This is a genomic window from Methylorubrum sp. Q1, assembly GCF_004683995.1.
GTDB lineage: Bacteria > Pseudomonadota > Alphaproteobacteria > Rhizobiales > Beijerinckiaceae > Methylobacterium.
Window position 1 is genome coordinate 1 of sequence record NZ_SRHQ01000015.1, and the last position, 24709, is coordinate 24709.

At 68.5% G+C, this 24709-nt stretch carries 26 protein-coding genes; 17 read left to right on the forward strand and 9 right to left on the reverse strand.

Going from position 1 to position 24709, the window contains the following annotated elements; translation table 11 throughout:
- Nucleotides 1-236 precede the first annotated feature (236 nt).
- Nucleotides 237-1721: an LTA synthase family protein gene (locus E4V01_RS15130; protein WP_135298904.1), complete on the reverse strand. Its 1485-nt coding sequence runs from the start codon at nt 1719-1721 to the stop codon at nt 237-239.
- A 7-nt stretch (nt 1722-1728) separates the two neighbouring features.
- Nucleotides 1729-3675 (reverse strand): capsular biosynthesis protein, encoded by a 1947-nt coding sequence (locus tag E4V01_RS15135; RefSeq protein ID WP_135298905.1) that lies wholly within the window; start codon nt 3673-3675, stop codon nt 1729-1731.
- A gap of 362 nt (nt 3676-4037) precedes the next feature.
- Between E4V01_RS15135 and E4V01_RS15140 the strand changes: the two genes are divergently transcribed.
- From E4V01_RS15140 to E4V01_RS15150, 3 genes are read left to right on the forward strand one after another with little or no spacing between them, the layout of a single operon-like run.
- Nucleotides 4038-5345 carry a capsule biosynthesis protein gene (locus E4V01_RS15140; protein WP_135298906.1) on the forward strand — a complete coding sequence of 436 codons (1308 nt, stop codon included), beginning with the start codon at nt 4038-4040 and terminating at the stop codon, nt 5343-5345.
- A gap of 55 nt (nt 5346-5400) precedes the next feature.
- Nucleotides 5401-6168, forward strand: a complete 768-nt coding sequence (locus E4V01_RS15145; RefSeq protein WP_135298907.1) for an SDR family oxidoreductase — start codon at nt 5401-5403, stop codon at nt 6166-6168.
- Nucleotides 6168-7025: a methionyl-tRNA formyltransferase gene (locus E4V01_RS15150; protein ID WP_135298908.1), complete on the forward strand. Its 858-nt coding sequence runs from the start codon at nt 6168-6170 to the stop codon at nt 7023-7025. Before E4V01_RS15145 ends, E4V01_RS15150 begins: the two co-directional genes overlap by 1 nt.
- A 3-nt stretch (nt 7026-7028) precedes the next feature.
- Here E4V01_RS15150 and E4V01_RS15155 read toward each other — a convergent pair whose 3' ends face one another.
- The gene (locus tag E4V01_RS15155) at nt 7029-8309 is read right to left on the reverse strand and encodes an O-acetylhomoserine aminocarboxypropyltransferase (RefSeq protein ID WP_135298909.1); all 1281 of its coding nucleotides are present in this window, start codon (nt 8307-8309) and stop codon (nt 7029-7031) included.
- A 560-nt stretch (nt 8310-8869) separates the two neighbouring features.
- On the opposite strand from E4V01_RS15155, the gene petA reads away from it, so the two are divergent.
- From petA to E4V01_RS15175, 4 genes are all read left to right on the forward strand, one after another.
- On the forward strand, nt 8870-9418 hold the full coding sequence (gene petA / locus E4V01_RS15160; protein ID WP_135298910.1) for a ubiquinol-cytochrome c reductase iron-sulfur subunit: 549 nt from the start codon (nt 8870-8872) through the stop codon (nt 9416-9418).
- A 34-nt stretch (nt 9419-9452) separates the two neighbouring features.
- On the forward strand, nt 9453-10745 hold the full coding sequence (locus E4V01_RS15165; protein WP_135298911.1) for a cytochrome b N-terminal domain-containing protein: 1293 nt from the start codon (nt 9453-9455) through the stop codon (nt 10743-10745).
- A 21-nt stretch (nt 10746-10766) separates the two neighbouring features.
- A complete protein-coding gene (locus tag E4V01_RS15170; protein ID WP_060769991.1) occupies nt 10767-11660 on the forward strand; it encodes a cytochrome c1 in 894 nt (297 codons plus the stop codon).
- A gap of 211 nt (nt 11661-11871) precedes the next feature.
- A complete protein-coding gene (locus E4V01_RS15175; RefSeq protein ID WP_135298912.1) occupies nt 11872-12747 on the forward strand; it encodes an S-methyl-5'-thioadenosine phosphorylase in 876 nt (291 codons plus the stop codon).
- 107 nt (nt 12748-12854) lie between these two features.
- Here E4V01_RS15175 and E4V01_RS15180 read toward each other — a convergent pair whose 3' ends face one another.
- Nucleotides 12855-13118 (reverse strand): YARHG domain-containing protein, encoded by a 264-nt coding sequence (locus tag E4V01_RS15180; RefSeq protein WP_135298913.1) that lies wholly within the window; start codon nt 13116-13118, stop codon nt 12855-12857.
- A 35-nt stretch (nt 13119-13153) separates the two neighbouring features.
- A complete protein-coding gene (locus tag E4V01_RS15185) occupies nt 13154-14059 on the reverse strand; it encodes a metallophosphoesterase (protein ID WP_135298914.1) in 906 nt (301 codons plus the stop codon).
- 222 nt (nt 14060-14281) lie between these two features.
- On the opposite strand from E4V01_RS15185, the gene hisB reads away from it, so the two are divergent.
- The 7 genes from hisB (at nt 14282) to coaA (ending at nt 19114) form a co-directional block, all read left to right on the forward strand.
- Entirely contained in the window at nt 14282-14869 is a 588-nt protein-coding gene (gene hisB / locus E4V01_RS15190; protein WP_060769995.1) for an imidazoleglycerol-phosphate dehydratase HisB, read from the forward strand.
- A 22-nt stretch (nt 14870-14891) separates the two neighbouring features.
- Nucleotides 14892-15395, forward strand: coding sequence for a DUF2628 domain-containing protein (locus E4V01_RS15195; RefSeq protein WP_135298915.1), 504 nt, complete (start codon nt 14892-14894; stop codon nt 15393-15395).
- Entirely contained in the window at nt 15392-16054 is a 663-nt protein-coding gene (gene hisH, locus E4V01_RS15200) for an imidazole glycerol phosphate synthase subunit HisH (protein WP_135298916.1), read from the forward strand. Before E4V01_RS15195 ends, hisH begins: the two co-directional genes overlap by 4 nt.
- A 41-nt stretch (nt 16055-16095) precedes the next feature.
- Nucleotides 16096-16839 (forward strand): 1-(5-phosphoribosyl)-5-[(5-phosphoribosylamino)methylideneamino]imidazole-4-carboxamide isomerase, encoded by a 744-nt coding sequence (gene hisA, locus E4V01_RS15205; RefSeq protein WP_060769998.1) that lies wholly within the window; start codon nt 16096-16098, stop codon nt 16837-16839.
- Nucleotides 16840-16883: 44 nt separating this feature from the next.
- Nucleotides 16884-17660: an imidazole glycerol phosphate synthase subunit HisF gene (hisF, locus tag E4V01_RS15210; protein WP_135298917.1), complete on the forward strand. Its 777-nt coding sequence runs from the start codon at nt 16884-16886 to the stop codon at nt 17658-17660.
- Between the two features lie 120 nt (nt 17661-17780).
- Complete coding sequence (locus tag E4V01_RS15215; protein WP_012752879.1) at nt 17781-18104, forward strand: phosphoribosyl-ATP diphosphatase; 324 nt, start codon at nt 17781-17783, stop codon at nt 18102-18104.
- On the forward strand, nt 18101-19114 hold the full coding sequence (gene coaA / locus E4V01_RS15220) for a type I pantothenate kinase (protein WP_060770000.1): 1014 nt from the start codon (nt 18101-18103) through the stop codon (nt 19112-19114). Before E4V01_RS15215 ends, coaA begins: the two co-directional genes overlap by 4 nt.
- On the opposite strand, the gene E4V01_RS15225 is transcribed toward coaA, so the two are convergent.
- Entirely contained in the window at nt 19002-19538 is a 537-nt protein-coding gene (locus E4V01_RS15225) for a VOC family protein (RefSeq protein ID WP_135298997.1), read from the reverse strand. The genes coaA and E4V01_RS15225 overlap by 113 nt on opposite strands.
- A gap of 255 nt (nt 19539-19793) precedes the next feature.
- On the opposite strand from E4V01_RS15225, the gene E4V01_RS15230 reads away from it, so the two are divergent.
- Nucleotides 19794-20939 carry a transglycosylase SLT domain-containing protein gene (locus tag E4V01_RS15230; RefSeq protein WP_060770002.1) on the forward strand — a complete coding sequence of 382 codons (1146 nt, stop codon included), beginning with the start codon at nt 19794-19796 and terminating at the stop codon, nt 20937-20939.
- A gap of 190 nt (nt 20940-21129) precedes the next feature.
- The gene (locus tag E4V01_RS15235) at nt 21130-21651 is read left to right on the forward strand and encodes a response regulator (protein WP_135298918.1); all 522 of its coding nucleotides are present in this window, start codon (nt 21130-21132) and stop codon (nt 21649-21651) included.
- 51 nt (nt 21652-21702) lie between these two features.
- Here E4V01_RS15235 and E4V01_RS15240 read toward each other — a convergent pair whose 3' ends face one another.
- The gene (locus E4V01_RS15240; protein WP_135298919.1) at nt 21703-22209 is read right to left on the reverse strand and encodes a hypothetical protein; all 507 of its coding nucleotides are present in this window, start codon (nt 22207-22209) and stop codon (nt 21703-21705) included.
- A 489-nt stretch (nt 22210-22698) separates the two neighbouring features.
- On the opposite strand from E4V01_RS15240, the gene E4V01_RS15250 reads away from it, so the two are divergent.
- Entirely contained in the window at nt 22699-23370 is a 672-nt protein-coding gene (locus E4V01_RS15250) for a L,D-transpeptidase (RefSeq protein ID WP_060770005.1), read from the forward strand.
- Nucleotides 23371-23496: 126 nt separating this feature from the next.
- Here the strand turns inward: E4V01_RS15250 and E4V01_RS15255 are convergent, their stop codons facing one another.
- On the reverse strand, nt 23497-23823 hold the full coding sequence (locus E4V01_RS15255) for a hypothetical protein (protein WP_135298920.1): 327 nt from the start codon (nt 23821-23823) through the stop codon (nt 23497-23499).
- A 207-nt stretch (nt 23824-24030) separates the two neighbouring features.
- A complete protein-coding gene (locus E4V01_RS15260; RefSeq protein ID WP_060770007.1) occupies nt 24031-24507 on the reverse strand; it encodes a phasin in 477 nt (158 codons plus the stop codon).
- Nucleotides 24508-24709 lie beyond the last annotated feature (202 nt).

Genomic DNA, 24709 nt, shown 5'->3' on the forward strand with positions numbered 1-24709 from the left:
GCCCGGCAGGGCGAGGCAGGCGGCAAGGATCGCCAGGGCCGCAGCGCACTTCATCGGAGTCTCCATCCGGGTCGAGGCGGGGCGTAACGCCACGTCCGTCCCCTTTCCGATCGTCACGCAGTCACTGCGATCCATTGAATACGGGCCCCGGCCTGATGCTTGACTGACGCGTACGATGCGCCGACGGCCGGCGAGGGCTCACGCAGCAATGCGTCACCACCGTGGCACGGCTACGCTTATCCCCCAAATCCTGAACGTTTCGGGGTGACGGCGTCCCGCAGGACACAGCCGAGCTGTGCCGCGGTGAGATCGATCCGGGCGGGGGCCGGGCTGCCGTCCCGGCCGAAACGGAACAGGGCGTAATCCGTCGCCATCGGGCCGGATTCCGGCGGACGGAGGTCCGGCAGCGAGGGCGCATGGTCGCCGAACACGCAGAGGGTCGCCCGCCGACCGGCGAGCCCGTCGATCAGCCGCTCGATCGCTTGGCCGGTATGGGCGACGTGGTGGAGGTACTGCGCCAGCGGCGCGTCGATGGCGGAGAGCCGGCCCGGCTTCCAGGGTCCGTGATTCTCCATCGTGACGGAGAAGACGAACGTGCGGTCCTTCGCCCGCCCCTGGCCCAGCGCCACCTCCGCCAGAATGCGGTCGGCGACGGCGACGTCGCCGATATAGGGGCCGATCCGACGTGCGCCGGCGAAATCCTCCTCCATGACGAGGCGCTCGAAGCCGAGGCGCTGAAACACCCGAGCCCGGTCAAAGAAGTCGCGGTGGAAGGGGTGCACGAACACAGTCTCGAACCCGGCGGCGCGGGCGAGGCGGGCGAGGCTGGTCGGCTCCTCACCCTTGCGCGCGAGGTAGGGGTCGTAGCGGCCGAAGCCGAGGCTTTCCGGGTCGAGGCCGGTGAGGACGGCGTGCTCGGAACGCATGGTGTAGGCGCCGTGCGCGGGTACCGCGAGGCGACCGTACTGCGCCGCCAGCGCCCGGATCCGCGCCATCGCCGGGAGGTCCGGACCGCCCAGACGTGCCGGATCGAGGAAGGATTCGAGCTGGACGACCACGACGACCTCGTCATCGGGACTGCCTTCACCACGCACCGGCACCGGCCGCGCATCGTCCTCGCCGAGGCGGCGCAGGGCGTAGCCCATCATCGTCGCGACGAGCCCGTAGCGAGCGACGTCGCGGGCGAGGTCCGGGTGCGGGAAGATGTGGCGCAGGGCCCTCTGCCCGAGCGGCGTCAGGCCCGCGAGCGCCAGCGCCGCCAGCGCCGCCGGCAGGCCGAGGATCGCGAGGATGGATGCCCCCGTCCCGCTCGGCAAGGCGGCGGGTTCCAGAACATACCAAGCGACGACGACACAGACAGCGAGCAGCAGTGGCCCGGCGATCCGCAGATCGGTGATCGGCAGGGTGTAGTAGAGCTGCGGGTGGCGCGGCACCTGCGCGAGCAGCGCGAGGTCGCTGAACACCACCGGCTCACCGATCACCCGGCGCTTCAGGCGGTCCACCACCGAGAGGATGGCGAGCGTCAGCAGGCACGAGGAGGCCGCGAGCCAGGGCCGCCACGAGAACTGGAACCAGAACAGCGTGATCAGCGCGTAGCCGGCGGCTCGGATCGCCAGATCGCCGGGCCGGAGGCTCGGGCGCTGCGGCGAGGCCGCCGCCTCGATGGCGAAGGCGCCGGTGACCGCGACCGCGAGGGGCACAAAATAGGTCGCGAGGCTCATGCCTGTCTCAGCGGCCGGATTCGCTGCGCACGCCGCGGCGGGCGCGCAGGCGGCGTATGACCGGATTGATCAGGGCATAGCGCAGCCGCATCGTCGCGTGACGGACCGCGCCGAGGGCGAGACGCGAGGGCGGCGCGGCGGCTCGGGCCTCGCTGAGCCGGTCGAGCAGTTGCTCGGGCGTGCACGGTTTCATCGCCACCGGATCGAGATAGAGCGGGTAGAGGATCAGCGCACCGGCCACCAGGGCGTCGAGGGACAATGTGCGGCCGCGGTCGGCCCCCGGCGCCAGATCCTCGGTCAGCCCCCAGCCGGCATAGAAGGGGCGGCCGTGGACCGCCACGCTCAGCCCGCGGATCAGCGCCTCGAAGCCCGCCAGCGAGGTCATGGTCTCGACATGGTGGCAGCGGTCGAGCAGGTCGACGATGGAGAGGCCGCCGACGACACGGTCCGCGAGCGGCCGCACTTCCTCCTCCGGGATCGCGCCGGGACGGAACCCGGCCTCGACGTCGGGATGCGGCTTGTAGAGCAGGAAGGCGTCCGGGTTGCGGGCGCGGGCGGCCTGCAGAAGGGCGAGGTTGCCGCGCACCTTGGGCGAACCGGTCAACACCGAGGCGTCGTCCTCGACCTGGCCCGGTACCAGCACGATCCGCCGGTCCGTGGGCCAGTCCTCGCCGACACCTTCGAGGCCGACATTGTACTTGCTCAGGCGCCGCGCCACGATCGATTCGCGCAAGGCGGCGGCGCGGGCAGTCAGGCCGGGCGGGAATTCGGCCTCCTTCAGGGTGCGGGCCAGCCGGCTCTCCACCCGCGGGTCGTAATAGATGCCGAGGTCGTCCACGACGATGGAGGCACCCGGCTCCAGGCTGGCGCCGAGCCCGACCGAGCGCAGGAAGCCGTCCTCGATCCGCGCGAAGGGCAAGCCGGCTTCCGCACAGAGGCGCGGGAGCTGCTCCGGGCAGCGGGTCGCCCAGGCCTGGACCCGGCCGTCCTGCGAGCGGGCGAGCGCCACCGCCTCGTCCGCGATCATGGTGTGGAGTGGTGGTCCCGCCGGCCCGGTGGCGAAGACATCGAGCGCGGCCCGCTTCCAGCCGGATACGCCGACGAGGACGACGCGGCGGTCGTTGCCGAGGAAGCGGTCGCGCAGCCACGCCACGCGCTCCACCGCATCCGCGAGCGGGATCGGCCGGCGCGTCCACGGATCGAAGCCGTGCACGCCGATGCCGTAACGGAGCGCCAGGAACGCCGCCGCATCCGCTGGGCGCGGACCCGCCGCAGGGTCGGGGCAATGGGTCTCGAAGCCGGCCAGCGCCGGTTCGCAGGCCGCATCCCAACGCGCCACGTGGATGTGTGCCGCGAGGGGAAACAGCAGCCAGGGATCGGCTGGGTCCGCGATCACGGTCAGCCGGGGATCGGTCGGCGTGCCATTGCGCGGGCATCCGTCGGGCCCGGCGGCGACGAAGCGCGTCCCCGGATTCTCGGCGAGAAGCCGCGTCAGGAAGGTTTGCAGGGCCGCGCCCGACGCGGCGGTTTGCGGGTCGATCAGGGCGAGGGCAGGCCGCGTCTGACTCAAGAAGGGATCGGCTGCTCCATCCGGAAGCGAGCCGGCGAACCGGTTGGAGCCGGCAAGGCCGCGCGCGCGAAGAAGGTCGCCGAAGTCCGGGGAGGGGGGCTCGCCCCCGACGGGCCGGCCGGCATAGCTGAGCCGAAGGCTCGAAAGGCCGCTGTCGGGCGAATCGTAGGGGCTGAGCAGTGGGCCCGGCGCGACCCGCAGAACCGCTTTGCCGTCCGCCGCCGCAGACCACAAAGCCGGCGGGCCGGGTGAGCGGAAGGTCAGCGACGCGCCCGTTGCCGCCTCGATCTGCGCGCGCAGAAGCCGGACCGTCCGGCCGAGCGGCAGGTAGGAGCGGGGCAGCCCGGTATCGCCGTGCGGCTCGATGGGGCGCAGGTCGGTCATGGCCGGTCGATCATGGCGGGGCCTGCTCCATAGCCCAAGCCTCGTCCTGGGCCCAGGCCGGTCCGAGCATGGGCTGCAACTTCCTATGCGCCGGCACCGTCGGTACGGCGCGCTTCGGCCACGGCTGTGAAGAACGCACTTTTCCGGGGATGGATTGGCACCGGACACAACGGAGCCGCAATCTGGCGCGAGAGGTGCCTCGACCGATCGTCACAGTCGTGGCGTGATCGATCGGCAACGGAGGCTGCAAATTCTCCCGGTCGCCTCGCGCAGCGGTTGTCGTTCGCGGGGCTGTCGTGAGAGGCGTTCGGCCAGATGACGCAACGCACACCGCTTCACGACTAGGGATTGAGCGCCTGGGAATGACGCAGCCTCGTGCCCATGCCATAGGCCCCCGCGCCGCCACCTTCCTGTTCCTGCAGGGGATCGCCTCCCCGTTCTTCTCGGTCCTCGGCAGCGCCCTGCGCGAGCGCGGCCACGGGGTTCGCCGCATCAATTTCTCGGCCGGCGACTGGTTGTTCTGGCCCTTTCCCGCCGACCACTACCGCGGCAAGCGCGACGGCTGGGACGCCTATCTCGAAGCCTATATCCGCACGCACGCCGTCACCGACATCGTGCTGTTCGGCGATTGCCGGCCCTATCATCAGGCGGCGGTGCTCGTCGCCAAGCCGATGGGCGTGCGCATCCATGTGTTCGAGGAGGGCTACATCCGGCCCTACTGGATCACCTGCGAGGCCGGCGGGGTGAACGGCAACTCGACCCTGCCGAAGCGGGCGGAGGAGATCCGGGAACTCGCCCGCAAGCTGCCGCAGCCCGGACGGGCCATGCCGCTCACCGGAGACATGGGCCGGCGCAGCCTGTGGGATATCGGCTTCAACATCGCCAATATCGGCTTTCCCTACCTCTATCCGGGCTTTCGCACCCACCGGCCGAACCACATCGCTGCCGAATATGCCGGCTGGATCCGGAAGTTCGTGCGCCGCCGCCGCACCCGCCGCGAGGCGGCGCGGGTGAACGAGATCTACCACGCGATCAACGCCGATTACTTCCTGCTGCCGCTCCAGCTCGACAGCGACTACCAGATCCGCGTCCACTCGCCGTTCCTCGGCGTCGAGGGCTTCATGGACCGGGTGATCGCCTCCTTCGCCAAGCATTCGCAGGCGCCGACGCGGCTTCTGGTGAAGCTGCACCCGCTCGACAGCGGCATCATGAACTGGCGCAAGCGCGCCCGCCAATCGGCCAAGCGCCACGGCTGCAACGACCGGCTCGACTTCATCGACGGCGGCGACCTGCCCAAGCTCATCGACGGCAGCCGCGGCGTCGTGCTGGTGAACTCCACCGTCGGGATGCTCGCCCTCGAGCGCGGACGGCCGACGCTGGCCTTCGGCTCGGCGGTGTACAACCTGCCGGGCCTGACCCATCAGGGCGACATCGACACCTTCTGGAGTGCCCCGCAGGGACCCGACGCGGCGCTGATGCAGGATTTCTTCCGGGTCGTCATGCACCGCACCCAGATCAACGGCGGCTACTTCTCCCGCTCGGCGATCGAGCGGGCCGTGGCCGGCGCCGTGCCGCGTCTCGAGGCGGCGCTTCCGCCTGCCGCGCTGGCGGCCGCCCGCGACACGCTGGAGCAGGCCGGGCGCGACGAAAGCCTCTCCCCCGCCTATTGATCGCCGGCCTTCGACACGGTCACGACCCGGCTCCTCAGCGGAAAGACCCCTCTCCTTGCCCGTCATCCTGATCACCGGTGCCTCCAGCGGCATCGGCGCAGCCCTCGCGCGCTTCTACGCCGAGACCGGTGCGAGCCTCGTGCTCACGGGCCGCGATCGGGAGCGGCTGGACGCGGTGGCGCAGGAGTGCCGGACGCGCGGAGCCGAGGTTCTGACGCGGCTGATCGACGTGCGCGAGCGGGAGGCGGTCGGCGCCTGGCTCCGTGAGACCGATGCGGCGACACCGCTCGATCTCGTCATCGTCAACGCCGCGGTGAACGGCGGGCATCCGTCCGGCGGCCTGGAGACCGAGGCGACGGCCTTCGAGACGGCGGACATCAACCTGACCGGGGCGCTCAACGTGATGCTGCCCTGCGTGACCCTGATGAGCGGGCGCGGCCGGGGGCAGATCGCGCTGATCTCCTCGCTGGCGGCCTACGCGCCGCTGCCCGACGCCCCGGCCTATAGCGGCGCCAAGGCGGCGCTCCTCGCCCACGGCCTCGCGCTCCGCCAGAAGCTGAAGCCTCTGGGCGTGCGCCTCAGCGTGGTGACGCCGGGCTACGTCAAGACGCCGATGGGCGGGGTCATCAAGGGTTGGCGCCCCCTGGAAATGACGGCGGACGAAGCCGCCGCCCGCATCGCCCGCGGGTTGGAGCGCGACCAGGACGTCATCGCCTTCCCGGCGATCCTCGCCGCGCTCGCCCGCGGCGCGCTGTTGGTGCCCGAATGGCTGCGTAGCGCGGGTCTCAGCGGCTTCCGCTTCCGCAACCGGCCGCGGCGCTGATGCCGTCCCTCCGGATCGCCCTGTTCGCGCTGGAGGCGCTGCCGAACGCCCGCGCCGTGCGTCGCTTCGTGGCGGATCACGCGGCGGCGATCGCCTTCGTCGGCCTCTCCAACGCCGAGCGGCCGGCAACCGGCGGGCTCGTCGGTCAGATCCGGCGGCATCTCGCCCGGTCCGGCCCCGGCTTCCTGCCCTATCTCGGCGTGAATTTCGGGCTGCCGGACCTGCTGCGCCCGCTCTCACCCCTGACGCAGCGCCTCGCCGGCAGTCGCGCGACGCCCGAGGCGACGCCGCTCGCCGCCCTCTGCCGCCAGTTCGATATCCCGGCCTTGCGCGTCGACGACGTGAACGGCGAGGAGGTGGCTCAGGCCTTCGCAGCGCACGCGCCCGACCTGATCGTCACCTTCCACTTCGACCAAATTCTGTCCGCAGCGACGCTCGCGCGGGCGCGGCTCGGCGGGATCAACCTCCACCCGAGCCTGCTGCCGCTCCATCGCGGCCCCGTGCCGACGATTCACGCGTTGGCGGACGGGAAGGCGGAGTTCGGCGTCACCGTTCACCGCCTCGCGCCCGCGATCGATGCCGGGGCGATCCTGGCCCAGGAAGCGGTCGCGCTGCCCGACGGCACAACGGCCACACGCGCGGCCGTGCGCCTGCACGAGCACGGTCGCCTCCTGGTCGATCGCGTGCTCGGCGAGATCGCCGCCGAGGGGACGATGCCGGCGGGTCGAGCCGGTCCGGTGCTGCCCTACCGCGGCTTTCCCGACCGGGCGCTGCTGGCGCGGATGCGCCGTGAGGGCCTGCTCCTCACCGACGGGCACGACCTGCGGGACGCGCTGACGCTGTCCCGCAAGGGCTGAGGCTCACGCCCGCAGGGCGTCGTCGAGATCGTCGATGAGATCCTGCGCATCCTCGATGCCGATCGAGAGGCGCACGACCTCGGGGCCGGCGCCTGCCGCCCGCTTCTGCTCGTCCGTGAGCTGGCGGTGCGTGGTCGAGGCCGGGTGGATCACCAGCGAGCGGGTGTCGCCGATATTAGCGAGATGGCTGAAGAGCTGGAGATTCGAGACCAGTTTCACGCCGGCCTCGTAGCCGCCCTTGAGGCCGAAGGTGAATACGGCACCCGCGCCCTTGGGCGTGTAGCGCTGCGCGAGCGCGTGGTAGCGGTCGCTCGTGAGGCCGGGATAGCTCACCCAATCGACGTCAGCGTGGTCCTTGAGGAAGGTCGCCACCTTTAGGGCGTTGTCGGAGTGGCGCTGCATCCGGAGCGGCAGGGTCTCGATGCCGTTGAGGATCAGGAAGGCGTTGAACGGCGACAGCGACGGCCCGAGATCGCGCAGGCTCAGCACGCGCACGGCGATGGCGAAGCCGAAATTGCCGAAGGTTTCGGCCAGCACCATCCCGGCATATTCCGGCCGCGGCTCCGACAGCATCGGATAGCGCGCATCGCCCTGCCACGGGAACGTACCGCCATCGACGATGAGGCCACCGATGGAATTGCCGTGGCCGCCGAGGAACTTGGTGGCCGAATGCACGACGATGTCGGCGCCGTGCTCGAACGGCTTGATCAGGTACGGCGTCGCCATCGTGTTGTCGACGATGAGCGGGATGTTGTGACGCTTGGCGATCACCGAGAGGGCGGCGATGTCGGTGATGACCCCGCCCGGGTTGGCGATGCTCTCACAGAAGATCGCCTTGGTGCGCGGGGTGATGGCGCGCTCGAACGAATCCGGATCGTCGGTGTCCGCCCAAACCACCTGCCAGCCGAAGTTCTTGTAAGAGTGGTTGAACTGGTTGATCGAGCCGCCGTAGAGCTTGTTGGCCGCGATGAACTCGTCGCCCGGCCGCATCAGCGCGTGCAGGGTCAGGAATTCGGCGGCGTGGCCCGAGGCGACGGCGAGCGCGGCGGTGCCGCCTTCGAGCGCGGCGATGCGCTCCTCCAGCACCGCGTTCGTCGGGTTGGTGATGCGGGTGTAGATGTTGCCGAAGGCCTGGAGCCCGAACAATGAGGCGGCGTGGTCCACGTCGTCGAAGACGAAGCTCGTCGTCTGATAGATCGGCGTTGCCCGCGCGCCCGTGGCGGGGTCGGGGCTCGCGCCGGCGTGGATCGCGAGGGTGTTGAAGCCGGGCTGGCGGTCGGTCATCGAAAAACTCCTCAAGACGCGTCGTTTACGCCCGTGCTCTTCGGCGGTGCAAGCGCCCGAAGCCGCTTGGGCGGCTTCGCCGCGCGAAGAGTGCGGCGCGGAGCGGGCTTTTCAGGGCTTCGGTCCTGCAAGGCATCGAGCGGAGCGGCAGCCTGAGGCCGCGGAGGCGGACGCCGGCGCCCGAGGCCGGAGAAAAGAATGCAGAGCGATCGCTCTGCGGTCGGCGACCTTGCGCATCGGCCATGGGCGGCCGTCCGGGGCGGGCTCCGACGGAGGCCGAAACGCCCGGATGGTGTACCGGGGTAACGATCGGTAGCGAACGTTGCGGCACTGCACAGCGCTCAAGCGCAGCAGTCTAGACATGTTCGCATCTGACATGTCACAGAGCCGCGCGAACCAAACGGTAATCCGGTGACCCACGGTCGCATTGATTGCCCCGGCGCAATGGTGTCTGCCGTTGCGTCAGACTTTGAATTTGAAAGCCTTCAAGGTGCGCGCGGGCGAAATCGCCGGAGCGCTGCCCGGAGAGGCTCGGCGCGGCGGCTGACGGGAGGACCACCTTGGCGGACGAAGGGCCTCAGGGCACCAAGCGAGATTTCCTCTTCCTCGCGACAGGCGCGGGATTGGCTGTCGGGGCCGGCGCGGTGGCGTGGCCGTTCGTGGCCTCCATGGCGCCCGATGCGGCGACCGTCGCGGCCGGTGCGCCGCTCGATGTCGATCTCAGCCCGATCCAGGAGGGCCAGATCGTCAACGTGTTCTGGCGCGGCAAGCTGATCTTCGTGCGCAAGCTCACGGAGAAGGAAGTCACGGACATGAAGGCCGTGCCGCTCTCCGAGATGATCGACCCGGCCGCCTTCGACGCCCGCGTCAAGTCCGGCCACGATCGCTGGCTCGTGGCCTACGGCAACTGCACCCATCTCGGCTGCGTGCCGATCGGCCATTCCGGCAATTACGAGGGCTGGTCCTGCCCCTGCCACGGTTCGCAGTTCGACGCCGTCGGCCGCGTGCGCCGCGGCCCGGCGCCGACCAACCTGCCGATTCCGCCCTACGCCTTCGAGTCCGATACCAAGATCAAGATCGGCGAAGAAGGCGGCAAGGCGGTCGCCTGACAACAGGACACGAGAAGCCGGAGCGGGCAAACCGATGAGCAGCGCACACGCGACCTCGACCTACGTACCCAAGAGCCGCCTCGCGAAGTGGTTCGAGTCACGGCTGCCGCTGGTCGGGCTGGTGCACTCGTCCTTCGTCGCCTTCCCGGTTCCGCGTAACCTCAACTACTTCTGGACCTTCGGCGCGATCCTGATCGCCTTCCTCGGCATCCAGATCATCACCGGCGTCTGGCTGGCGATGCATTACGATCCGAATGCGAGCAACGCGTTCGAGAGCGTCGAACACATCATGCGCGACGTGAATTACGGCTGGCTCTTGCGCTACGCGCACGCCAACGGCGCGTCGATGTTCTTCGTGGCGGTCTACGTCCACATCTTCCGCAACCTCTATTACGGGTCGTACAAGGCCCCGCGCGAGGTGCTCTACCTCCTTGGCGTCATCATCTACCTCTTGATGATGGCCACCGCCTTCCTCGGCTACACCCTGCCGTGGGGCCAGATGAGCTTCTGGGGCGCCACCGTCATCACCAACATCCTGGCGGCGATCCCGGTCGTCGGCGACACGATCCAGAGCCTGCTCTGGGGCGGCTACTCGGTCGGCAACCCGACCATCAACCGCTTCTTCTCGCTGCACTTCCTGCTGCCGTGGATGATCGCGGGCGTCGTCGTGCTCCACGTCTGGGCGCTGCACGTCACGGGCCAGAACAACCCGGCCGGCATCCCGATCAAGTCGAGCAAGGACGCCGTGCCCTTCACCCCCTACGCGACCATCAAGGACGTGTTCGCGGTGGTGGTGTTCATGATCCTGTTCGCATGGTTCATCTTCTACCAGCCGAACTATCTCGGCCACGCCGACAACTACGTCCCGGCCAACCCGTCGGTGACGCCCGCGCACATCGTGCCGGAATGGTACTTCCTGCCCTTCTACGCGATCCTGCGTGCGGTGCCGGATAAGCTCGGCGGCGTGATCCTGATGTTCGGCGCGGTGCTGATCCTGGCCTTCGCGCCCTGGCTCGACACCTCGCGGGTCCGCTCCTGCAACTACCGTCCGGTCTACCGGGTGTTCTTCTGGGTCTTCCTCGTCAACGCCATCATCCTCGGCTGGCTCGGCGCGAAGCCCCCGGAGGGCGGCTACGTCCTCGCCTCGCGGATCTGCACCATCTACTACTTCGCCCACTTCCTCATCGTCATGCCGCTGGTCGGCCTGTTCGAGACGCCTGACCGCCTGCCGGGCTCGATTCTCGAGACCGTGACCGGTCTGGGCAAGCAGGTGAGCGGATCCGGCATGCCCGCGGGTGCTGCGGCCGAACCGGCCAAGCGCGCCTAAGGCCCGAGGGAGAGAACAACGATGCGCATCGCACGCCTCGCCGCCGCGACCCTGCTCGCGGCCTCCCTCGGTGCCGGCTCGGCTCTGGCCGATGACGGACACGGCACCAACCCGCCGCGGGAGAAGTGGAGCTTCGCCGGCATGTTCGGCCGCTTCGACCAGGCGCAGCTCCAGCGCGGCTTCCAAGTCTACAAGGAAGTCTGCGCGAGCTGTCACTCCATGCGGCTGGTCGCCTTCCGCAACCTCGCGGAGCCGGGCGGACCCGGCTTCACGGAAGGGCAGGTCAAGGCGCTCGCCGAGACCTACAGCGTCAAGGAACTCGACGATTCCGGTGCCGAGAAGGAGCGCCCGGCCCGTCCGGCCGATCGCTTCCCGTCGCCCTTCCCGAACGACAAGGCCGCCGCCGCGGCCAATGGCGGCAAGGCGCCGCCGGACTTCTCGGTTCTGGCCAAGGCTCGCACCTACGAGCGCGGCTTCCCGCTGTTCGTGTTCGATGCGCTGCCCTTCACCGGCTATTCCGAGCAGGGCGTCGATTACATCCACGCGCTCCTGACCGGCTACGAGGACGCCCCGAAGGGCTTCACGATGCCGGACAGCGGCTACTACAATAAGTACTATCCCGGCCACGTGATCGCGATGCCGAACCCGCTGAGCGAAGGGCAGATCACCTACCCGAAGAACGACAAGGGCGAGCCTGTCGTGCCGGAGACGGTCGAGCAGTACTCGCACGACGTGGCGGCCTTCATGGCCTGGGCGGCCGAGCCGCACATGATGGCCCGCAAGTCCCTGGGCCTTCGGGTGATCCTGTTCCTCTTCGTTCTGGCGGGTCTGCTGTTCTACGTGAAAAAGCAGGTCTGGAAGAAGGTCGGGGGCGAAGTTCACGGCCTCCAGCCCGAGCTGCACAAGACCTACTGAGCGAAAGCTCCCACGATCGAACCGACGAACGGGCCCCTCGCGGGCCCGTTTGCGTGTGGGGGAACGCCTACGGTAAAGGTTCCGCAGCGCCGGACGAACCGATTCGGGCGCATTCAAACCGTCATCGCCGGGACTTACGACGCTTTACGCGCAGCAGATGCGCCGCGTGCCTTCCGGCCTTGGCCACGTTCTACACACAAGGGATTTTTGCATGACGGCAGCGGTTCTCGGCGTGATCGGCGGCTCGGGCGTCTACGACCTGCCCGGCCTGGAGGATGTCCGCGAGGAGGCGATCACGTCGCCCTGGGGCGAGCCCTCCGACGCGCTGCGGATCGGCCGCATCGGTGGGACCAAGGTGGTGTTCCTGGCCCGGCACGGGCGCGGCCACCGTTTCTCGCCCACCGGCATCAACTACCGCGCCAACATCGACGTGCTGAAGCGGGCCGGTGTCACCGACATCGTTTCGCTCTCGGCCTGCGGCTCATTCCGCAACGAGTTGCATCCCGGCCTGTTCGTGCTGGTCGATCAGTTCATCGACCGCACCTTCGGGCGCGCGACCTCGTTCTTCGGCAATGGCTGTGTCGCTCACGTGCCCTTCGCCCACCCCGTCGGGCCGCTGCTGCAGCGGCGCATCGCCGCCGCGGCGGAAGCCGAGGGCATCACGGTTCACAAGGGCGGCACCTACGTCTGCATGGAGGGGCCGCAATTCTCTTCCATGGCCGAGTCGAAGCACTACAAGGCGGCGAATTTCGACGTCATCGGCATGACCAACATGCCCGAGGCCAAGCTCGCCCGCGAGGCCGAGATCACCTACGCGACCATCGCCATGGTGACGGATTACGATTGCTGGCACCCGAGCCACGACAGCGTGGACGTGGCCTCTGTGGTCGCCGTCGCCCGCGCCAACGCCGACAAGGCGGCCCAGCTCGTCTCCCGCGTCGCCTGCGATTTTCCGGCCGAGCGCGAGGAGTGCCCGGCGGGCTCGCACCGGGCGCTCGACGGCGCGATCATGACGGCGCCCTCACACCGCGACCCGGCGCTGCTGGCCAAGCTCGATGCGGTCGCCGGGCGCGTGCTGAACGGCTGACGGCTGCTTCGGGGCGGACCGTCACATCAATCAGTGACGCGTCCGCCTCTCCCAGTATGCGGAGAGAGGCAGGCGCTCGCCGTCATGGAGAGCGCCTGCAAAAAAAATCAGCGCGCGCAGCCGTTGTCGCGTTCCTGGCGCTGGATGTCGGCGATGTCGGCGCGCTGGCGGGCGGAGAGCGGCACGTCGGCCAGTGCGTCGTACTTGCAGCCGGAATTGCCGAAGGCGCGAATCGCGCGCTCGGTGCGGAAGCAGTAGCCGGCATCCTTGTAGATCGCGTTGCGCTCGCCCCACAGCTCGTCGCAGGGGAAGGCCGCGAGGGCAGGCGAGGCCGTAAGTGACACGAGAATGGCGGCGGCGAGGAAACGCATGGCTGGTGCTCCGAGCCGTCGGAGCCCGGGCGTCCTCAGGCGGTCTTGAGGGTCAGTGAGCGGTTCGGCTCGCGGCCGAACCCGCGGATCTCCAGGCGGTCACCCGCGATCTCCACCACGGCGAAGGCCGAGCTGTCCGGCGTGTCTACCATGCCGTGGAAGTTGACGTAGTGGATTCCGTCGCGCTCGGCGTAGTTGCCCGCATGATTGTGACCGTTGAAATAGGCGATAACGTGTGGCTGCCTCGCCAGCAGTCCCGTGAGCCGTCCGGCATCCCAAAGGTTGTGCGGGTTCTCGGGCGCGACGGGGTAGTGGTTGAGCACGACGACCCGCTCGCCGGCGATCCGCGCCGCCGCCAGCCTTCGCTCCAGCCACGCGAACTGCGACTCGCTGAGGGATCCGTTCCAGGGCTTGGCGTTGACGAGCCCCTCCGCCTTGGCCTGCTCCAGGCGCTCCGCCGCCAGCGTCCGGCGCGGATCGTCCGGTGGCGGGGCGAACAGCGAGACGTCGTTGCCATCGAGCACGATGAAGCGGAGGCCGGCCACCACGAAATCGTAGTACGGGCCCTCCATGCCGAGCAGGCCCGGCACCCGCCCGCGCTGTTCGGACGCCACGTCGAAATCGTGGTTGCCGAGCAGGAACCGGGTCTCGTGGCGCAGCGTCCGGTAGATCGGCAGGATGCGGTCGTAGCTCGCCACGTCGCGGTCGATTATGTCGCCCAGCGTCACGACGAAGCGCAGCTCCTCCCCATTCAGGGCCGCGACCGCGGCCCGCATCTTATCGAGGCTGTTGGCGTAGTAGCGGCCGAGCGTCAGGTTGGGCGGCGCCTCGGCATATTGCGGATCGGCGATCACGCCGAAGCGCAGCGGCCCGTCGGCGGCTCCCGCTCGGGCAGCAAGGAGCGCGGCGCTGGCGGCGAGGACGGAACGGCGGGACAGCATGCGGCTTCTCGGCATCGGTGACCCCGGCAGGCTGGCGCGCCGGCATGACCAGCGGATGACGCCGAGCGGCTTCGCGGGGCGGCTCACGCGGGATCGCCGCCAGGACCCTAAAGCAAGACCCTTCAAGACCCTTCCCCCGCCGGGCAAAACCACACTACAAGGCAGGCCCGGCCGGCCGCTGAAGGCCCGCTGCCCGTTTTCAGGATCAGACGCCCGTATCCGATGCGTACAGCCAGCATCAGCCGCCGCACGGCGGAGACCGACGTGTCCGTCTCGATCGATCTCGACGGCACCGGCAAGGCCGCGATCGCGACCGGCGTCGGCTTTCTCGATCACATGCTGGAGCTGTTCGCCCGGCACGGCCTGTTCGACGTGACGATCAAGGTCGCCGGCGACCTGCACGTCGATCAGCATCACACCACCGAGGATACCGGCATCGCGCTGGGCCAGGCGGTGGCTCAGGCGCTCGGCGACAAGCGCGGCATCGCCCGCTACGCCGACATCCACCTGCCGATGGACGAGACGCTGAGCCGCATCGCGATCGACATTTCCGGCCGTCCGTTCCTCGTGTTCCGCACGAGCTTCCGCGTCGAGAAGATCGGCCAGTTCGACACCGAACTGGTGCGGGAGTTCTTCCAGGCCTTCGCGATGAATGCCGGCATCACGCTGCACGTCGAGACTCTCTACGGCGAGAACGCGCACCATATTGCCGAGAGCGTCTTCAAGGGGCTGGCCCGGAGCTTGCGCAAGGCCGTCGCCATCGACCCGCGTGAGGATGGCCGCGTTCCCTCCACCAAGGGATCGCTCTGAGACCATTTGAGGAGGAGCGAGGATGCGGACCTACACGCTGCACGTTCCCGAGGGCTCGGTTCGGGGTGACCCGCGGGCGCTGGAACAGGCGCATCTCGTGCGCGACGGCTTCTCTTGGAGCGCCTTCGCCTTCACGGTGCTGTGGTTCCTGCGCCACCGTCTCTGGCTCGCCTCGCTCCTCGTGCTGGTGGGGCTCGTCGGGCTTGCGCTCGCGGGCCGGGCGCTCGGCCTCTCGCCCTTCGCGGCGCTGATCGTCACGGTGCTGGTGAGCCTGCTGATCGGCATGGAGGCGTCGAGCCTGCGCCGCTGGACCTATGGCCGCCGGGGCAAGCCGGCCCAGGACGCGGTGATGGCCGGCTCGCAGGAGGAGGCCGAACTGAAGGCCGCCGCCCGCTGGCTCGATGCCGCGTCGGTTCCGGGCGTCGCCGCGCCGGGTTTCGCCGCGACGGCCGTCAGCCGCCCGACCCATCGCCGCGGCGATGATGCGGTGATCGGGCTTTTCCCCGCGAGCGAGGGTGGACGGTGAGCGAGCAGACCGTCGCGATCATCGATTACGGATCGGGCAATCTCCATTCGGCGGCGAAGGCGTTCGAGCGCGCGGCGCGCGAGGCCGGGCTCGACGGCACCCGCATCGTCGTCACCGACGTGCCGGAAGCCGTGGCCGCTGCCGACCGTGTGGTGCTGCCCGGCGTCGGCGCCTATGCCGATTGCCGCCGCGGCCTCGATGCGGTGCCCGGCATGGTCGAGGCCATGACCGAGGCCGTCAGGGCGCAGGGCAAGCCGTTCCTCGGCATCTGCGTCGGCATGCAGCTCATGGCGAGCCGCGGCCTCGAATACGAGGAGACCGCGGGCCTGAACTGGATTCCGGGCGATGTCGCCCCGATCGAGCCGGCCGACCCGGCGCTCAAGATCCCGCATATGGGCTGGAACACCCTGCATCTCGACCGCGAGCACGCCCTGCTGCGCGACATCGCGATCGGGGAGGGCGGGTTGCACGCCTATTTCGTCCACAGCTTCGCGCTGAAGGCTGCCGAGCCGGCGGACGTGATCGCCCATGCCGAGTATGGCGGGCCGGTCACGGCCATGGTCGCGCACGACAACATGGTCGGCACCCAGTTCCACCCCGAGAAGAGCCAGCACCTCGGTCTCGCGCTCCTCGGCAACTTCCTGCGCTGGCGCCCCTGAAGGCCGCCTTTGTCCGACACATCGTATTCGCGAGTTGACGCGTGATCCTGTATCCGGCCATCGACCTCAAGGAAGGGCGCTGCGTCCGCCTCGTTCAAGGCGACATGGCCCAGGCCAAGGTCTTCAACGACGACCCTGCCGCGCAAGGGGCGGCCTTCGAGTCTCAGGGGTTCTCCTGGCTCCACGTGGTCGATCTCGACGGTGCCTTCGCCGGGGAGCCCCGCAACGCCGCGGCGGTCGATGCGATCCTGGCGCGGGTGAGCCTGCCGGTGCAGCTCGGCGGCGGCGTGCGCGAGATGCGCACCCTCGAAGGCTGGCTGGAAAAGGGCGTGAGCCGCGTCATCATCGGCACCGCGGCCGTGCGCGACCCCGCCTTCGTTCGCGAGGCGGCCCGTCGCCATCCGGGGCGCATCGCCGTCGGCATCGACGCCAAGGACGGGCGCGTGGCGGTGGAGGGCTGGGCCCAGACCTCCAGCATGACCGCGGAAGAGCTCGGGCAACGCTTCGAGGATGCGGGTGTCGCCGCCATCATCTACACCGACATCGCCCGCGACGGCATCCTCAAGGGCCTCAACATCGAGATGACGCTGGCGCTGGCCTCGGCCGTCAGCATCCCGGTGATCGCCTCGGGCGGCCTTGCCTCGATCGCCGACGTCGAGCGGCTGCTGGAGCCGGACTGCGCCGTGCTGGCCGGCGCCATCACCGGCCGCGCCCTCTACGACGGACGGATCGACCCGAAGGAAGCGCTCGCCGCCATCGCCCGTGCCAAGGGGGGCGCGGCATGAGCGTCGTCCGACCGCCGGCCCCGACAGCCTGAAGGCATTCACGCGTGCTCAAGACCCGCATCATCCCCTGCCTCGACGTGAAGGACGGGCGCGTCGTGAAGGGCGTGCAGTTCCTCGAACTGCGCGATGCCGGCGATCCGGTCGAATCGGCCAAGGCCTACGATGCGGCCGGCGCCGACGAACTCTGCTTCCTCGACATCACCGCGAGCCACGAGGCGCGCGGCACCCTGCTCGACGTGGTGAGCCGCACGGCGGAAGCCTGCTTCATGCCGCTCACCGTCGGCGGCGGGGTGCGAACCGTGGCCGACGTGCGCACGCTCCTGCTCGCGGGCGCCGACAAGGTCGGCATCAACACAGCCGCCGTGAAGAACCCCGATTTCGTCGCCGAGGCGGCGGAGAAGTTCGGCAGCCAGTGCATCGTGGTCGCGATCGATGCCAAGCGGGTCTCCGGTCCGGACGAGGCCGCGCGCTGGGAGATCTTCACCCATGGCGGGCGCAACCCGACCGGGATCGATGCGGTCGAATTCGCCCGCACGGTCTCCGAGCGGGGCGCGGGCGAACTCCTCGTCACCTCCATGGACAAGGACGGCACCCGCTCCGGCTACGACCTCGCGCTCACCCGTGCCATCGCCGATGCGGTGAGGGTGCCGGTGATCGCCTCCGGCGGTGTCGGCGGGCTCGACGACCTCGTGGCGGGCGTCCGTGACGGCGGCGCGAGCGCGGTGCTGGCGGCCTCGATCTTCCACTTCGGCCAGCACACGGTCGGCGAGGCCAAGACCCATATGGCCGCCGCCGGACTTGCGATGCGGCTCGATCCGTAACGGGTATCCGCTGCGCCGATGCCCGCGCCCCTTGACCGGGGGGCTGAGCCTGCGCAGGGTTCGGGGTGCCGGTATCCGATCATGCGATGCCGCATGATACGGTTTCCGCTTGCGCGCCTTATGACGAAGTTCAGCCTCGACGACCTCGCCGCCCTCGTGGACAGCCGCGCCGGCACGCCCCCCGAGACATCCTACACCGCCAAGCTGCTCTCCGAGGGGCCGGCCAAGGCCGCCAAGAAGCTCGGCGAGGAGGCGGTCGAGGCCGTCATCGCGGCCGTGCAGGGCGACCCCAAGGCGCTCGTCTCGGAAGCGGCGGACGTGCTCTACCATCTCGTCGTGACCTTGAAGGCGGCGGGCGTGCCGCTCGACGACGTGATGGCGGAACTGGGTCGGCGCACCGCTCAGAGCGGTCTCGCCGAGAAGGCGGCGCGGAGGCACACATGATCGGCGCTCCGATCCCGTCGGCGGGGATCGAACCGGAGGAGCGCCAGAATCCGGTCACCGGCCACGGGCCGGGCCGTCTCTCGCCCTATCGGATCTTTTCGCGGGACGAATGGGCGCAATTGCGCGCCGACGCCCCACTGACGCTGAGCGCCGAGGATATCGGCCGGCTGCAATCCCTCAACGATCCGATCTCGATCGAGGAGGTCGTGGCGATCTACCTGCCGCTCTCGCGCCTGCTCTCGCTCTACGTCGCGGCGACGCAGGGGCTGTTCAAGGCGACGCAGCGCTTCCTGCTCGCCGAGCACGACCACAAGGTGCCCTATATCATCGGCCTTGCGGGCTCGGTGGCGGTCGGCAAATCGACCACGGCGCGGGTGCTGAAGGCGCTGCTCGCCCGCTGGCCCAACACCCCGAAGGTCGATCTCATCACGACCGACGGCTTCCTCCACCCCAACGCCGAATTGCAGCGCATGGGCGCGATGGAGCGCAAGGGCTTTCCCGAAAGCTACGACAGCGCCGCCCTGCTGCGCTTCCTCGCCGACATCAAAGCCGGCCACAAACGGGTCTCCGCCCCGGTCTATTCCCACCTCGTCTACGATGTGGTGCCGGGCGAGGAGCAGGTGATCGAATCGCCCGATATTCTCATCGTCGAGGGCCTGAACGTCCTCCAGCCGGCACGCCTGCCGCTGGACGGCACCGCGATCCCCTTCGTTTCCGACTTCTTCGATTTCTCGATCTATCTCGACGGGCACGAGGACGACCTGCACCGCTGGTACGTCAACCGCTTCCTGCGCCTGCGCCAGACCGCCTTCCGCGATCCGCTCTCCTACTTCCGCAAATACGCCGAGGTCTCCGAGAACGAGGCGCTGGAGATCGCCGACCGGCTCTGGACGACGATCAACCTGCCGAACCTGCGCGACAACATTCTGCCCACGCGCCAGCGGGCGAGCCTGATCCTGGCCAAGGGGCCGAGCCACCGCATCGAGAGCGTGGCGTTGCGGCGGCTGTGACCGGCGACGCGCAATAGCTCGGCCATAGCCCCCGCGTCGCGCGTTCGAGCATGTGCCCATCCGGATCTCGGCAATAGAGGCTCGTCGCCCCGCTCGGCCACGCGACACGCCCTTCGATGGCGATACCCCGCGATGCGAGCTTCGCCTCCCATGCCGGCAGGTCGTCTTGCGTCGTCCCGAAACAGAGATGCAGCGGCCCTGTCCCGTCATGCGGCGGGATCGACCCGCCATGCAGGCACTGCGGTGACACGGATGCGCCGCGCCTGAACAGCAGAAGCACGTTCCGCCCGCCGACATCGTAGGCCCAGAGTGTCTCCGACTGCAGGACGCGCTCGAGACCGATGACGGTTTCATAGAACGCATGGGCTCTCTGTAAGTCATCGACGTACAGGGCCGTCTCCAAGATGCGATCGGGCCGAAGCATCGTCGAGGGCCTTCTTCCGTCGATGGTGCAACGCGGATCGGCGCGCACCGCATTCTCCTCCGATCTTGTCGGCTGTGAACCTCAACGCCGGTGGAAAACATCGGGGACAGCCGGTGAAACGGCTCAGCTTGCCTGCAAATTGCCGCGGCTTGCCCTGGGGATGCCACAACCTCGGCCGTGTTTGCGCCACATCCGGCGGCGTAAGTGTGGCCCACACGCCGCTGGCGCCATCACGAAGAGTGAGCGACGACAACGATGCAGGGCCGTTCGATCGGATCGCCGCGGACCACCAAGATTTCCTCCCACGCTCCTCGCAAGAGCGGGCGTCCCACCCCGTCCTCCGACGCCATCACCCTCAATTCCCGGACGGGGCGCGACCATGGCAGCCGCACGGCGCTGGTCCGCTCCATCCTTTCCATGACCCTGCTCGCCGGCGGCTTGAGCGCGGTTCTGCTCAATGCCGGCACTGATTTCGGCCGGGCCGAGGCCTCGACCAAGGTGTCCGACCTCGCCATGCCGAAGCCGCGCCTTCAGGCGCTCGCGCCCGAGATGCCGGTGTCGAGCGTGCTGGCCGCCTCCGCGAGCTTCCACCCCATAGGCGATCTCGACACCGAACTCGGTGCCAACACGGTCGACCGCGTCTCCTACGACTTCCTGCTCTCGCAGACCTCGACCGGCGACCCGAACGACATCCTCGAATTCGGGCCGATGAAGATCCGCCGCCACCTCGTCCAGACGATCGTGAAGGCGGCTCAGGCGGTCCAGACCGATCCGGTCCTGCTCATGGCGGTGGCCGACAAGGAGTCGAGCTTCATCACCGCCGTCCAGGCCAAGACCTCTTCGGCCACCGGCCTGTTCCAGTTCATCGAACGCACCTGGCTCGGCGTGATCCGCGATTTCGGACCCCGATACGGATACGAGAAGGAGGCCGGCCTGATCGTCCCGGACGGCAACGACCGGCCGTCGATCCAGGATCAGGCCGAGCGCTCCCGCATTCTCGATCTGCGCCGCGACCCCTACCTCTCGGCCGTCATGGCCGGCGAGATGCTGAAGCGTGACGCCGGACGCATCGCCCTGAAGATCGGCCGCGAGCTGACTCTCGGCGAGGTCTACCTCGCGCACTTCCTCGGGCCGGACGACGCCGAGAATTTCCTGTCTCGAGTGGTCGACAAGCCGACCGCCGCCGCCGCGACCCTGCTGCCGGGCCCGGCTCGGGCCAACCGGTCGATCTTCTTTGCCGGCACCACCGGCCGGGGCCGTCACCGCAAGCCCGCGAGCCTCTCGGTCGCGCAGGTGCACCAGAAGTTCGAGGCCATGATGAACGCCCGCGGCGACCGCTATCGCGACGTCCGCACCGTGGCCGGCCTCGTCGCGCTCGCCGACGCAGAGGCGGTTCAGTAGACGTGCGGCCGCCCGCCGCGCGACGGGCCCGCGACGGTGAAAATCTTCCTCCAACGCAACTGAGCGGCCCCCACCCGCTTTGTTGTGTTGTGGTGCGGCCCGGACGCGCAGGGAGGATCGTTTCGCCTTGAACGACACGTTTCGAGACCGATCGCATCGGGGGCCCGCCGATGATCCGCTTCTGCCGAGCATGAAACTCGATCAGATCGGGCAGGCGCTCGCCTCCTGCTACGACAACCTCGTCGCAGAGGGCATTCCCGACCATCTCGCTGCCCTGGTTCGGCGGGTCGATTTCGCCGAACGCGCCGCGCCGACGAAGATCGAGCGTCCGGACGCCCGCATCGCCCTCGTGGTCGAGGACGAGCGCGAAACCCGCGAACTGGCCGAGAGCGTGCTGGAGGAGACCGAGATGCGCGTGATCGGCTGCGACAGCGCCGAGCGTGCCTTGAGCGTCCTGCAGGAGAGAGGCGGCGACGTCGCTCTGGTCTTCGCCGATATCCGTCTCGCGGGGGCGATGGATGGGCTTCAGCTTGCCCGAGCCATTGCCACCCTCTGGCCGCGCACCCGGCTGGTCGTGACCTCCGGCGTCGAACCGGAACACGGCACGGCCTTGCCGGAGGGGGCGGTGTTCATCCCGAAGCCGTGGCGCGCCTTCGACGTACTGGTCGAGGCCGAGCGCGCCGCCCGCGATCCGTCGCCCCCGGTCAGTTGACCACGCGGGACGCGTGGTCTTGAGGCATCGAGGTGCCGTGCCGGGTGATCGTCAGGCCGCGACTGCGTCGCGCCGACGACGCCAAGGCAGGAAGAACAGCGCCGCCCCGATTAGTCCGACGACGCCCGCACCCATGCCGACATAGACGAGTTCCTGGTCGGTCCGCTCTTGATGCGCGGTGTCATCCAAAATGATGACGTTGTCGTCCGCTCTCCGTGATCCCGCTTCACCGGCAATGTATTTGATGGGCAGGCGGTCGCTGGCCAACTGGTTGTCGACGATGATCTGAGCGGCCAGCGCATGCGAAATCGTGACGCCTTCGGCCTTATGCCGTAGGCCGCCGCGATCCATCCAACTCAGGTCGAGCTTGTAGTTCGTTCCGTCGCGGCGGCGCTTGACCCGTGTCGCGCTGTCGATCGTCGCCTCGGTCTGGATGCCCATTGCCATCACGTCCCGCCGACGATTGCCGTCCTGCCAGCAGGCGAAAGCCAAGATCGGTCCGCCGATTGCGCAGAGAACCGTAAGCCACTTCAGTTTGCCGAGGATCCAACCGACCATACCTTCGACCTCTTCCAGGTTTCGAGGCGATCAGGCTAGGCGGGACGATCGAAGAAATCAAACGAACCGCGGATTGATTGGGTTCGGAGACGACTTTGCTGCACGAAGTCAGGGCGTTGAGCCGGCTCTATTGATGGGAGTTCTCGCGGAGCGCCACAGCCTTGCCGGCAAGCGCCGGGCCGGAGGTTTTGCCGAATCGGCGACCCGGGCAATCTCCGCGCCCCGTGCCTGACGCGCAGCGACGGCCCAGGCTGATGATGGATCGGCGGCCGACCGTCCGTGGCAGTGCCATGGTGCTCGGATGACGGCCCGAAGCGGGTCACGCGTCACGCCGGGCCGTGCCCGATTCGGGAGTAACCACATCGCTACGGCTAAGCTGATGTGAGCCGCCGCACGGCCGAATCGTGGAAAATCCGTAAACAGCGTGGAACCGACCAAGCACAGTCACGCTTGTAATGGCAAAGATTACTGCACAGGTAGGCACCTGCGATGAAGACCTTGGCATCTGTTCTCGCCGGCGTTGTCGGCGTCTGTGTTCTCACGATGGGCGCTGCAAACGCCGCCCCTTACGATCCGTTCGGCTCGGACGGCGACGATTATCAGGAGCAGTCGTCGCCGGGCGGCTGGCCTGTCTACGATCCCTACGCCACGCAGCGCGGCTCCAGCGCGCGAGGCTACGGCCAGGGATACGGAGAGGCCGAGGCCGCTCAAGCGCAGGTGGCGCGTATTCCCCGCGAAATCGTGGAGTACAATAGCCGCTACGCGCCGGGCACGATTGTCGTCTCCACGGCCGAGCGTCGTCTCTACTACGTGCTGCCGGGCGGGCAGGCCGTTCGTTACGGTGTCGGCGTCGGGCGTCCGGGCTTCACTTGGAGTGGCGTGAACAAGATCACCGCCAAGCGTGAATGGCCGGGCTGGACGCCTCCGGCGGCGATGATCGCCCGTCGTCCCGATCTGCCGCGCTATATGGCCGGCGGCATCGAAAACCCTCTCGGCGCCCGCGCGATGTATATCGGCAGGTCGGAATACCGGATCCACGGCTCCAACGAGCCGGACACGATCGGGCAGGCGGTGTCTTCGGGCTGCATCCGCATGACCAATGAGGACGTCACCGACCTCTATTCCCGCGTGAAGGTGGGTGCCACCGTGATCGTCAACTGACGCGCGGGATCATCGAGACCTTCGAGAAGAGCCGCGCCGGTCATCCCGGCGCGGCTCTTCTCATATCGGTTCGGTGCCCGTGCATCATGACGCGCCGAGCGGTGACCGACGTCGTTTGGGAAATGTTTAAGGTGAGACGCGTCCGACGGCCGTACGCGGACCGTTCAGGAACGACACCGGCATGTCGCAGAAGCAGCGGGCTCCCAGCGGGCGCGGGCCCGGCAGAGGGCAGGAGAACGGCTGCAGGCCGCTGATGCCCGATTGCACCGCATCGCAATTGAGGCCCATAGCGCGGCGCGGCGGCGGGCCATCAAAGTCGCGATCGCGATAGGCGCGCGCGCGGGGCGGAGGCGCATCGTAGCCGTCGTCGTAATATTGTGCCTGGGCGGGCGCGAGGCTTCCGGCCGCGACGGCGATCAGGGCCGCGAGGCCGAGAGTACGAACGGGACGCATCGTGTCCAAAACCTCCGCTGGGCCGCCTCAAACGGAGCCGGCGAGGTGGGGAGCCTTGCGGTGTCCCGGCGGCGGAAAAGAGGCGGAGCGGGAGACGGCTTGACTGGATGAATGTTGCATTGTGCGCCCTGAAATGAGGACGGCCCACTCCGTTGGGAGCGGGCCGTCGGCCTTACGTGCCGTTCAAACCGAAGTTCGGAGGGTGCGTCAGGAGGTGGCCTTCTGCGCGTCGTTGGCCGTCTCGCGGGCCGTCTCGACGCCCTGCTCATAGGCTTGGCGGGCGTCGGCGGCACCCTGCTGCATGACGCTCTTGGCGTTCTCGGCGCTCTGCTGAAATGCGCTCTGTGCGAGGCCACCGAACTCCTTGGCCTGCGCCTGAATTGCCGCGAACTGCGCGCGCACGAACTCGGCCTGGTGCTGCATGGCCTCCTGGACATCGCGCGAGCGCACGAGCTTCTGCGCCAGGTCGAACGCAGCGTTGACGTTCTGCTCAGCGTACTCGAAGCCGCGCGAGGAGATGCTGGTGGCGTTGTTGCGGGCGAGGTCGGTCGAGCCCTGGACGGTGTCGGCGGTGCGGCGGGCCGCGCCGATGAACGAATCGAACGCCTTGCGGGCCTGCTCGACGCTCTTCTCAGCGAAGTCGCGCATCTCGGTCGGGACTTCGTAATTCGGGGTGTTCGTCACGTCTCTCTCCTGATGTTCGCATCGAGCGCTCGTTGTGCGGCGCACAATGTGCACTGCACAATAGCGCGGGGATAACCTTTTTTCCAGCCCCGGGGGGGCAATTGAGGTTACCAGTTGATAAACGTGTGGCGGCAGGCTTCAGTGTCCACGTCTGGCCGCAGTTAAGTTACACAGGGCTCAGGTGTTCATGCCCCGAACGACC

What these genes read in the sequence shown, in the direction of transcription:
- E4V01_RS15130 (WP_135298904.1), bottom strand. Translation starts at nt 1,721, where the DNA reads ATGAGCCTCGCGACCTATTTTGTGCCCCTCGCGGTCGCGGTCACCGGC.
- E4V01_RS15135 (WP_135298905.1), bottom strand. Translation starts at nt 3,675, where the DNA reads ATGACCGACCTGCGCCCCATCGAGCCGCACGGCGATACCGGGCTGCCC.
- E4V01_RS15140 (WP_135298906.1), top strand. Translation starts at nt 4,038, where the DNA reads ATGACGCAGCCTCGTGCCCATGCCATAGGCCCCCGCGCCGCCACCTTC.
- E4V01_RS15150 (WP_135298908.1), top strand. Translation starts at nt 6,168, where the DNA reads ATGCCGTCCCTCCGGATCGCCCTGTTCGCGCTGGAGGCGCTGCCGAAC.
- E4V01_RS15155 (WP_135298909.1), bottom strand. Translation starts at nt 8,309, where the DNA reads ATGACCGACCGCCAGCCCGGCTTCAACACCCTCGCGATCCACGCCGGC.
- E4V01_RS15165 (WP_135298911.1), top strand. Translation starts at nt 9,453, where the DNA reads ATGAGCAGCGCACACGCGACCTCGACCTACGTACCCAAGAGCCGCCTC.
- E4V01_RS15170 (WP_060769991.1), top strand. Translation starts at nt 10,767, where the DNA reads ATGCGCATCGCACGCCTCGCCGCCGCGACCCTGCTCGCGGCCTCCCTC.
- E4V01_RS15175 (WP_135298912.1), top strand. Translation starts at nt 11,872, where the DNA reads ATGACGGCAGCGGTTCTCGGCGTGATCGGCGGCTCGGGCGTCTACGAC.
- E4V01_RS15180 (WP_135298913.1), bottom strand. Translation starts at nt 13,118, where the DNA reads ATGCGTTTCCTCGCCGCCGCCATTCTCGTGTCACTTACGGCCTCGCCT.
- E4V01_RS15185 (WP_135298914.1), bottom strand. Translation starts at nt 14,059, where the DNA reads ATGCTGTCCCGCCGTTCCGTCCTCGCCGCCAGCGCCGCGCTCCTTGCT.
- hisB (WP_060769995.1), top strand. Translation starts at nt 14,282, where the DNA reads ATGCGTACAGCCAGCATCAGCCGCCGCACGGCGGAGACCGACGTGTCC.
- E4V01_RS15195 (WP_135298915.1), top strand. Translation starts at nt 14,892, where the DNA reads ATGCGGACCTACACGCTGCACGTTCCCGAGGGCTCGGTTCGGGGTGAC.
- E4V01_RS15215 (WP_012752879.1), top strand. Translation starts at nt 17,781, where the DNA reads ATGACGAAGTTCAGCCTCGACGACCTCGCCGCCCTCGTGGACAGCCGC.
- coaA (WP_060770000.1), top strand. Translation starts at nt 18,101, where the DNA reads ATGATCGGCGCTCCGATCCCGTCGGCGGGGATCGAACCGGAGGAGCGC.
- E4V01_RS15225 (WP_135298997.1), bottom strand. Translation starts at nt 19,538, where the DNA reads ATGCTTCGGCCCGATCGCATCTTGGAGACGGCCCTGTACGTCGATGAC.
- E4V01_RS15230 (WP_060770002.1), top strand. Translation starts at nt 19,794, where the DNA reads ATGCAGGGCCGTTCGATCGGATCGCCGCGGACCACCAAGATTTCCTCC.
- E4V01_RS15235 (WP_135298918.1), top strand. Translation starts at nt 21,130, where the DNA reads ATGAAACTCGATCAGATCGGGCAGGCGCTCGCCTCCTGCTACGACAAC.
- E4V01_RS15240 (WP_135298919.1), bottom strand. Translation starts at nt 22,209, where the DNA reads ATGGTCGGTTGGATCCTCGGCAAACTGAAGTGGCTTACGGTTCTCTGC.
- E4V01_RS15250 (WP_060770005.1), top strand. Translation starts at nt 22,699, where the DNA reads ATGAAGACCTTGGCATCTGTTCTCGCCGGCGTTGTCGGCGTCTGTGTT.
- E4V01_RS15255 (WP_135298920.1), bottom strand. Translation starts at nt 23,823, where the DNA reads ATGCGTCCCGTTCGTACTCTCGGCCTCGCGGCCCTGATCGCCGTCGCG.